9 protein-coding genes and 1 tRNA gene are annotated in these 9,503 nt (G+C 42.8%); 3 read left to right on the plus strand and 7 right to left on the minus strand.

From position 1 onward, the window contains the following. From VN447_RS02435 to VN447_RS02445, 3 genes are all read right to left on the minus strand, one after another. Positions 1-119, minus strand: a 119-nt coding sequence (locus tag VN447_RS02435) for a metal-sensitive transcriptional regulator (RefSeq protein ID WP_325522467.1), incomplete at its 3' end; no start/stop codon positions are given. A gap of 246 nt (positions 120-365) precedes the next feature. Then, positions 366-1,517 carry an aldo/keto reductase gene (locus VN447_RS02440; protein ID WP_325522469.1) on the minus strand — a complete coding sequence of 384 codons (1,152 nt, stop codon included), beginning with the start codon at positions 1,515-1,517 and terminating at the stop codon, positions 366-368. A 153-nt stretch (positions 1,518-1,670) separates the two neighbouring features. After that, positions 1,671-2,243, minus strand: a complete 573-nt coding sequence (locus tag VN447_RS02445; RefSeq protein WP_325522455.1) for a TetR/AcrR family transcriptional regulator — start codon at positions 2,241-2,243, stop codon at positions 1,671-1,673. A 225-nt stretch (positions 2,244-2,468) separates the two neighbouring features. On the opposite strand from VN447_RS02445, the gene VN447_RS23215 reads away from it, so the two are divergent. Then, positions 2,469-2,978 carry a CBO0543 family protein gene (locus tag VN447_RS23215; protein WP_414714867.1) on the plus strand — a complete coding sequence of 170 codons (510 nt, stop codon included), beginning with the start codon at positions 2,469-2,471 and terminating at the stop codon, positions 2,976-2,978. Positions 2,979-3,125: 147 nt separating this feature from the next. On the opposite strand, the gene VN447_RS02450 is transcribed toward VN447_RS23215, so the two are convergent. Both VN447_RS02450 and VN447_RS02455 read right to left on the minus strand, forming a co-directional pair. Next, on the minus strand, positions 3,126-3,803 hold the full coding sequence (locus VN447_RS02450) for a hypothetical protein (protein ID WP_325522457.1): 678 nt from the start codon (positions 3,801-3,803) through the stop codon (positions 3,126-3,128). Positions 3,804-3,848: 45 nt separating this feature from the next. Beyond that, positions 3,849-4,094: a hypothetical protein gene (locus VN447_RS02455; RefSeq protein WP_325522459.1), complete on the minus strand. Its 246-nt coding sequence runs from the start codon at positions 4,092-4,094 to the stop codon at positions 3,849-3,851. 295 nt (positions 4,095-4,389) lie between these two features. Between VN447_RS02455 and VN447_RS02460 the strand changes: the two genes are divergently transcribed. Beyond that, positions 4,390-6,066, plus strand: a complete 1,677-nt coding sequence (locus VN447_RS02460; RefSeq protein WP_325522461.1) for an AarF/ABC1/UbiB kinase family protein — start codon at positions 4,390-4,392, stop codon at positions 6,064-6,066. Positions 6,067-6,311: 245 nt separating this feature from the next. Here VN447_RS02460 and VN447_RS02465 read toward each other — a convergent pair. After that, positions 6,312-6,388: transfer RNA gene (locus tag VN447_RS02465), tRNA-Arg, on the minus strand. A gap of 81 nt (positions 6,389-6,469) precedes the next feature. After that, on the minus strand, positions 6,470-7,753 hold the full coding sequence (locus tag VN447_RS02470; protein WP_325522463.1) for an MFS transporter: 1,284 nt from the start codon (positions 7,751-7,753) through the stop codon (positions 6,470-6,472). Positions 7,754-8,146: 393 nt separating this feature from the next. Here VN447_RS02470 and VN447_RS02475 point away from each other — a divergent pair, with 393 nt between their 5' ends. Continuing rightward, positions 8,147-9,340: an alginate lyase family protein gene (locus tag VN447_RS02475; protein ID WP_325522465.1), complete on the plus strand. Its 1,194-nt coding sequence runs from the start codon at positions 8,147-8,149 to the stop codon at positions 9,338-9,340. Positions 9,341-9,503: the final 163 nt, after the last annotated feature.

The following is a 9,503-nucleotide window of genomic DNA, read 5'->3' on the forward strand; positions in this document are numbered from 1 at the left end:
TGTTGCAGGACATCTACACAGTAGCGGCCCTCATCAATCATTTTTTCAATCCCGTTGATTTGTCCGCTGGTTCGCCTCAGCCTTTTTTTGATATCTGTCTTTTCCTTGTCATCTAACATATAGCTCCTCCTACTATACCCCCGTATAGTATATATTGTAAAACTAAAAGTAATGAACTGTCAATACTTTTAGTCTTGCCTAAGAAAAAACATGCTAATCATACTGTGCGCCGCCACTTGCCAAATAGAGAATTCCTCCGCCTCAGGGTTCATAAGCAGAACCCCCGAGGCCAATGAAAACAAATAGAGCATAAATTTACCGTAACGGCATTTATGCTCAAAATCGCCAGCGATCAGATTGTAGTTTTATTCAAATAAAGCTGTAACGTTCTTTAATTCTTCACGGATTGTAATGCCCTGCGGGCAATGACTTTCGCATTTACCACATTCTACACACTTGGAGGCGGGAGCTGCCAGTTTCGACAAAATCGTATAACGTTCTTTTGCCGCCGGCGTACCGTCAAAAACCCAATGGTCATTATACATTGAAAAACATGTTGGAATATTTATCCCGGCAGGACATGGCATGCAATATGAACAACCGGTGCAATTCACTTTTATTCTTTCTTGGAAAACATTTTTAACTGCATCAATTAATCCTAGTTCTTTTGCGTTGAGTGAATGAGCCTGTGCGGCCTGGGCCACTTTTACATTTTCTACAACCTGCTCCATGGTCGTCATACCGCTTAATACAACAGATACCTCCGAATGATTCCATACCCACCGCAGGGCCCATTCCGCCGGTGTTCTTTTTACCTCTGCTTGGTCTAAAATATCAATTGCTGCCTGAGGAAGATTGGTAATATTACCACCGCGCAAAGGTTCCATGATAGCAATCCCCAAACCTTTGCTTGCTGCATACTCTAAGCCTTCTTTACCTGCCTGATAATCCTCATCTAAATAATTATATTGAATCTGGCAGAACGACCAATCATAATAATCTACGATTTCTTTGAACAGTTCTGCCTGATCATGGAAAGAAAATCCCGCATATTTAATTCTACCGTCTTTGATCGCCTGATCTAAGAATTCGCTAATACCAGCTTCTTTTAATACAGGCCATGTACCGCCATTGAGTGAATGTACTAAATAAAAATCAATTGAATCTGTCTCCAGACGTGCCAATTGCTCATTTAGGTATTTATCCATATCTGCTCTTGTTTTAATCAACCAGCTAGGAAGTTTCGTTGCTAACTTTACTCGCTCTCTGTATCCGTCTTTTAAGGCTTTGGCAACAAAAGGCTCGCTTGCTCCACCATGTGTAAATCCGGTACCGTGATACGGATATGCCGTATCAACATAATTTACTCCTGCATCAATGGCATACCGCAGCATACTTATGGCCTTTTCCTCATCAATATTTGTGGGATCGCTGCCAATAAGCGGCAGTCGCATACAGCCGAATCCCAGCACGGATACCAATTCATTCGTTTTGCCAAAATTTCTGTATAACAAGATAATCCTCCTTTTTTTCGAATGCGTGGTTGGAAAACCAGCATCGGATATTGCTTAGGGCATTGCGCTGATTCAAAAAAAATAGTTGCTGATGGCACTATTTTTAGCACAGGAATGAACATTCATTCCTGTGTTTTTAAAAAAAGAGATCCAATATTACCTTTTTATTGCATCCCATATCGCCTTTACTCCCGCATCGAGAGTAGGTTGATCGAGCTTAACCCCACCAAACAGACAAAGTTTAACAAGTGAAATAGTTGCTCCATAAGCAAGTGTGCTTAACATTTCCATCGGTAGCTCTTTCAGCAAATTTGATTCGCTGGCACGCTTAAATAAATTATTGACCGGTTCAAACGTGCGTAACCCTTCCTCACGAGTTGCAGCGGTAATCAGGGGAGAGTTAGCATACTGCTCTATAAACAGCAATTCGGCGGGATTCTCCAGAAAGTAATCAATAATATTGCGTAACAGTAATAAAAAGCTTTCTTGAACAGGCCTACTCTCCGCATAATTTCGCAAGGTATACTGGGCGAGGCGAGACTTGACATCAATATACAAGGCATTGATCAAGTCCTCTTTACCGGAGAAGTACCGGTAAATCGTTCCTACGCCGATATTGGCCCGCTGAGCAATTTGCGACATGGGTGTACCGTGAAACCCCTGCTCAGATATTAGTTCAAGTGTGGCTTGCAGTGCAGCCGCCTTTTTGTCTTGTAGTTTATCTTTCATTATGCTCTCCAAACAGTAAGCTTGAAATAACTTCCGAAAGGAATGAACGTTCATTCCTTTCGATTGGTTTAATTTTACTTTAAAAAAATTTCTCTGTCAATCCCTGATTAACGTCCATTACGCCATTTTCCACTTTCCATTACACATAGTTTTATTCTCACATATTCTTTTTTCTCGCTCGGGAATAATAGTCAGGATAACTACTCGTTTCGAAAGGATTTTATTATGCGAATATTATTAGCATTCTTTTTTGTTCTAGCGGCCTGGAAATGGGCAAATTGGAGGAACTGGAAGGAATACTATCCGACTATACTATTTATGTTTACCATTAGTCTTCTAGTTGACATTATTACTGCCAATCATAAGCTATGGCTACTTACAAATGATCCATTCACAACCAGTTATACTGCAAACGGCGTGTTTGCCACTTTTACAATGTTTCCAGCAAAAGTTTTACTATATCTAAGTAACTTCCCCAAAAAATCTTCTCATAAAATTTACTACATACTCGCATGGATTATATTCTTTACCTTGATAGAATTGGGCGCGTGGCATTTGGATTTATTTATATATGACCACGGGTGGTCTTTGGCTTGGTCATTGCTTTTTAACTGCGTCATGGTACCGCTACTATGGATACATCATCATAACCCCTTATTGGCGTGGGCTTTATCTGCTGGCTTCATTACCTTTATTTGGACACACTTCGGCTTTTATATTGAGTTGTTAAAGTGATTATTGCCCCCGTCATCTGGCATCACTGCTTAAGTAACGGGGGAATAGCTTTTTTCGCTAGTAAACTATTGGAGGAGGCGCTGACCGCAAATGGTACGTATGACAAGGGCTGATAAAGTGTGAGTTGAGTCAACCGTACATTTTCATTTATGGCTGCTTGGGCGTTTGCTTCATCATTTCGCTCATGTCTGTAACCGGCACGCCTGCCGGGAGCTGGAATGTATCTGCCGGCAGCGCGCCAATCTTCATGTTTTTGTATTCCATAACCAGCTTACCGCCGCCCGTCTCGGTCACTTCCACCCGCAGCGGAATGCCGTAATCCTCCCGCACCCACATCTTGGTCTGGGCCTGGCCTTGCTTTTCTTCCACCAATAACACCTTGCACCTGACGCCGTCATACATTGTCGTCTCCAGCACTTTGACCTTTGCGGCATCCACTTCGCCGCCGTATTGATCCGGTGTCTTCGCCACCATACCCGGATCGAAGGCCAGCTTCATGATCATGTTCTGTTCCGGCATATAGTTGTATACCACGTTGGCCTCACCGTCGAGAATGGCGATCATCTTCTGCTTCTCTTCCATTGTCTCGGTTTTCATCTTCTTGCCCGCCATCCAGACCTTACCGGTCATCCGGGTTTCATTCATGGTTGTGACGTAGTCATAAGTAAGACCGGGAAGATTCTTCCCCTTGCCCAAGAGATCGGCTGCCGACTCTTGCTTGGCTGGCTGGGCGGTTGGCCCGGCCTGCTGCTTACTGCAGCCGCCCAGCCCGAAGCTAACGATCGCCATGACAACCGCTAGCAACAATACCATCAATTTTCTCATGATCTGACCTCCATTATAGTTTTTTTACATCCATCCACATCTCTTCTATACAAACTTCTGCTCCAGCGCCACAATGCCCGTTTCCCAGCTGGCAAGCCATAGTAAGCCATCGCCAGCCTGACCACATACATTCCCCATTTCATTATTTACTTCTATCTCAAATAATAAGGGAGTTTGAGTATTTAGCTTTACTAAAAATTGCTGATATGACTTTCGTAAAATTGCTGCCTTATTAAAGCGAACAGGAAAAAAACCGTCCGGGTCTAAAGAACAGCCAGCTTCATCGTTCATTCCCTCAATCATTATTTAGAGAGTAATTTTTTTTGTATTCTGACGGCGCTGTGCCTGTCTGTCGTTTGAAGGCCGAAGAAAAATATAATGCTAATCCCACTTTTTTCAACAAGCGTCCTTCCTTCGGGAGTATATTTTTATTAGGCTTTACATGACTCACAGAGAGAATCTTTATCCAAGTAATCCATAACGACGAAAAAAGACAGTATATGCACTGCCATTAGAGGGTATATTTACAAAATAAAATTTTGAAGTGGTCTCGACAGAGCGCTGTTTTTTGTTGGGAGGATTATGCATGTTTGGCAAGAGGGTACGTCATATCAACCGATATCGTGAAATTGCAGCTGCGCTGCTAAGCCAAGGGTTTGACTATATTGTGGAAGAAATGGAATTAATCCAGAAGGTTCCCTATTACCAACGTGTCCGGCCGGTATTTACAGAAAAAAATACCGGAGGCATAGGTGAACGAATCAGGCTGGTTCTGCAACAATTGGGCCCAACCTATGTTAAGCTAGGACAGATTGCCAGTACACGGCCGGACCTTCTTCCCTCAGAGATTATTGGCGAATTAGAAAAACTGCAGGATAAAGTGCCGGGCTTTTCCTTTACCGAGGTACGTTCCTTATTGGAAGAAGAATTAGGGGCAGCACGGGAAGAAATCTTTCAGCAATTTGATCCAGAGCCGCTGGCGGCTGCTTCAATCGGACAAGTCCACCGGGCAGAGTTAAAAACAGGAGAAATAGTTGCGGTAAAAATTCAGCGTCCTGGCATTGCTGCCAATATCGAAACCGATTTAGAGATTCTTCGTGAACTGGCTACCTTGGCCGAACGTCGCTTTCATTGGGCAGAAACGTATCAACTTGTGGATATGATTGACGAGCTCACAAAATCCCTCCGCAATGAACTAGATTATACGAGCGAAGCTCGTAATGCCGAAAAATTTTCAAAACAATTCCTAGATAATCCCACAATTTATATCCCTCAAGTATATTGCGATTATTCGACCCAAAAGATACTAACGGCCGAATATATTGAGGGGACAAAAATAAGTGAACGAGAAAAGTTAGAGCTGCAGGGCTATAACCTTTCTCGTTTAGCGGAGCGCTTTGCCAAAGGGATTTTTCAGCAAATTTTTATGGCAGGGTTCTTCCACGGCGACCCCCACCCGGGAAATGTGGTAGTGTTGCCGGGAGAAATCATCGCTTTCCTGGATTTTGGGATGGTTGGCCGTCTCAGCCCCCAAATGAAATATCATCTGTCTTCCCTAGTAATCGGTTTAATGCGTCAAAATTCAGACGATCTAGCCAAAACGATTTCCCTCATGGGAATTGTCCCCGATCACGTCAACAGGCTTCAACTCAGGGACGATATCGACCTATTACAGGAAAAATACTACGGAGTTCCGTTAAGCCAAGTAAGTCTTGGTGAAGCTGTGAATCATATTTTTACAGTCGCTCTGAAGCACAAAATAAAAATTCCTGCTGATCTGGTATTAGTAGGAAAGGCATTACTTACCATGGAGGGAGTCGCTGAAAAACTAGACCCCCATTTAAGTATTCTCGATGTCGCCGAGCCATTCGGGAAACAATTATTAATGGAACGCCTGCATCCCAAAACTCTAACCAAGGAACTGTGGAAAAATCTTAGCGACTTCGGTGAGCTTTTCATTAGCTTTCCTCAGCACTTTAAAGAACTAAGTTCTGTTGTCAGGCGTGGGCGATTGCGTTTAGAAATTACTCTTCCAGAAGTGGAACATATTTTAAAAACTCAAGACAGGATTAGTAACCGACTGTCCTTCAGCATTATTCTGCTGGCGTTTAGTATTATTATGGCCAGTATTATTGTCAGTTTAAATCTTGCCGGGCAATCCTCCTTGTTGTGGAAAATTCCTGTTGTAGAAATTGGCTTCGGAATTGCAATGGTAATGTTTATTTGGCTGCTTTATGCGATTATCCGGTCAGGTAAGCTTTAAATCTCCCTCAAATAACAGCCTATCTGCTCATTGAGAATCAAAACATTTCCCATTGCTGTCTTCTCCGCTCATTTAAACATCTTTCCGCAAGAAACCTCTCTGGCTGTGGCTAACCTCTTCTGGCTTGTGGTTATTAGATTTTTAGAAAATGCAATTTCAGCCGCATTGTTGTACGGTTGTTGTCAAATTGCTATAAAAACACAAAAAAGGCTTTACGGAAAGCCGTAAGGCCTTAAAAATTCCTATGGCGACCCCGGCAGGATTCGAACCTGCGACCTTTTGATTCGTAGTCAAACGCTCTATCCAGCTGAGCTACGGAGTCATGTTGACTTGCTACTTGATTATTATATTATGCAAATCAAATAATGTCAACACTCATTAAACCTTTTTATTAACAATTTACTTACTTTACTACTGGAACACTAGGCGTGGTGCCGCTTTGACGCCTTTCGATCGGTACATCAGGCTTAACCATAAACCAGGCTATAACACCGATAACTGCCGAAACAGCAGTAGTCACGATCGCTGCCTGCCAGCCGTAGTTGGTAGCAATCCATGCGGTGCAAATAGGTGCTAGCACGCCACCAATATTGCCCCAGAAATTCATCCATCCGGACACCGAACCGGCAAACTTGCCGCCAATGTCAATACAGGCTGCCCAGGAAGCACTGAACGTAAAACCAAGTGATCCAAGGGAAAGGGTAAGCCACATGACATTCATCCACGGGTCTTTGGCAACGGCGCCAAAATACAGTGTTACACAGCAGACAACCAGTCCGATCGACCCAAACCAAGTACGCGCATTATGTTTAGACACTCCGGCCGCAATCATTTTGTCACTAACAAAACCGGCGGTAAAGGTTAGGATACAGAGTAACGCCCAGGGAAAGGCTGCTGCAATACCCATCTTAGCCAGTGAGAACTTCTGCGCTTCCATCAAATATAACGGCAGCCAAGCCAAAAATACATACATAATATAGTCTGTTATAAAGTATTGGATACCTATAGCCCAAAACTGAGGAGATGACATAAAATCCCGCCAAGGAGCAATTTCTCTCTTTTCCTCGCTCTCACATCGTCCACTTTCGATATGGTCAAGCTCACTGGCGGTAACAAACTTACTATTGCGGGGTGATTCTGCAGCAAAAAAATACCATAACGTCGCTAGTGCTAAACCAGCCACACCAAAGATAATAAATACCGACCGCCAGCCAAAAGCGAGCATAAGCGCTACCGTTATCCCAGGACCAAATACCGGACCGACGAAAGCACCACCAAGCATAAAGGATGCGGCAGTGGCTTTTTCATTTTTATTAAACCAACGGTAGACAAAGTTATTGAAAGCAGGGAATACTGGTCCCTCCCCCAAACCAAACAAACCGCGTACAATAGCGAACGTTGTGAAGCTAGAACTAGTGGCCGTAAGCGCTGTAAATGCCGACCACCAGGTTACCGCAATTGTAACTACGCGACGATGACCAAAATATTCGCTCATGATACCGCCCGGTATCTGCATAAGGGCATACCCCAAAAAGAACATGGTTTGCAAAAAACCCATATCCATTTTATTAAAGCCAAACTCTTTCATAATATCAGGCGTAGCAACAGAAAGATTTACCCGATCCATATAAGAAATAAAACTGACAAGAAACATGAGAACAGCTAGCCACCAGCGAAAGTTACGCATAAGTACCACTCCATCTTATTTACTTTTTCAATGTCTTGTAAAGCCGAATAATAGAATAGATAATTGCTAAATAACCTAATTTAGATTGAAAACTATAGCTTTATTCTCTTGGCACCTCCTAACTTAGTCATGATTCGGAATCCTAACTTGTGCACAGTATACAAAAGTAATATCTATTAATTATAATCTGTATAAAATTACCATGTCAATAATTGTTAGTAAGAAATTTTCGCGAAATATGATTAAAATTGTATTTTATTAAAATACATATGTATCTCTCTATATTCTGTTTCTTACACAAATGCAGCTAAATGTACGTTTTCTATTAAAGCAGGATTTTTACCTGATTTTGAGAAATATATACATTATCCGAAGTAATATAGGAGGTTTTCTATGTTCCGTTTCATACTCTGTATCTTATGTTATCTGACGTTTGTTAGCTTACCGTCTTCTGGTCAAGCCTATGTTTCATTTTTAACTGCTGAGCAGATAGATACTGTTAAAACAAAGGCTCAAACAGACCTTGATGCAAAAAAAGCGCTGTTGCTCCTAACGCGTCAAGCCGATAGGGCCGTAGCCCAACCTGCTAAAATTCCTAAAGAGTACGGTGGTTTAGCGCAAGATTACCTCTGTCCTAATCAAGGCGTCTTGCTGAGCTATGATGAAAAAACAGGTGCCTACCGCTGTCCGGTAGACAATAAACAGTACTTCGGCGAAAAACTGGATGCCGCCCAACGCTTTTACGTACATATGAAAAATAGCCGTGCGACCAAAGATCTGGGGCTAACGTATGCTCTAACAGGCGACAATAAATACGCAGTTGCTGGCCGGGATATACTGCTTCAATACGCTAAAAACTGGTCTGAATACAAAAATCCCAACACCAAAGATGATCATGGTCATTTATTTTGGCAGGTGCTGGATGAAACTCAATTTGCCACTAATATCGCCTGGGGCTATAACCTAATATATCCCGCCCTGACAGTTGAGGAACAGCAAACAATTGAAAAAGAACTCCTCCTCCCCCTATACTCCATTATTCAAGCTCAAAAAACGGACAAAATCAGCATGAACCGTACTTGGGAAAACGCGGCCAGTGCAATGTTAGGCTTTGCTATTGATAACCCAGTATGGTATAAGGCGGCTATAGAAGGACCACTCGGCTTTAAAGACCAAGTTGACAAAGGTGTGCTCACTACTGGCTTATGGTCAGAAGCCCCTCTTGGTAACCACTACTCTGCTCTGTCTGCACTCTCAGCAGTAGCCGAAATTGCTCCCCGGTTTAGCTACGATTTAACGTCTCACCCTAAGTTTAGAACTATGTTTACAGCCCCACTAACAATAGCAGAGCCCTCAGATCAACAACCAAAATTTCAAGCTGCCGACCTTTATGAATTGGCTTATGCCTGGTATAAAGACCCTGTATTCGCTAACTACCTGACAAGCACTTACGCCAATCCTGCTGTTAAAATAGACCGTTTGAGTTATCGGGCACTCTTTTACGGCTTGCCCCTAACGGCTACAAATGCAACATCGTTATCCGTACCCGCACCCAAACCTGCCCCAGAGAAAACCGAACCTAAATAGGCGACAAAAAGGCTGGTCACACAATGAACCGCTACCCGTCAAGTGGACAATGAAATAAGAAAAAAATATTTTCTCTGCCAGTAGCCCTGCAGAATGGGGCTGCTGGCAGTTTTTATGCGGCTAGATACATTTCATGTTTTTCATACGGAGTCAAAACACCAAG

It is taken from the genome of Sporomusa sp. (assembly GCF_035561155.1).
In the GTDB taxonomy this organism is placed as follows: Bacteria; Bacillota; Negativicutes; order Sporomusales; family Sporomusaceae; genus Sporomusa.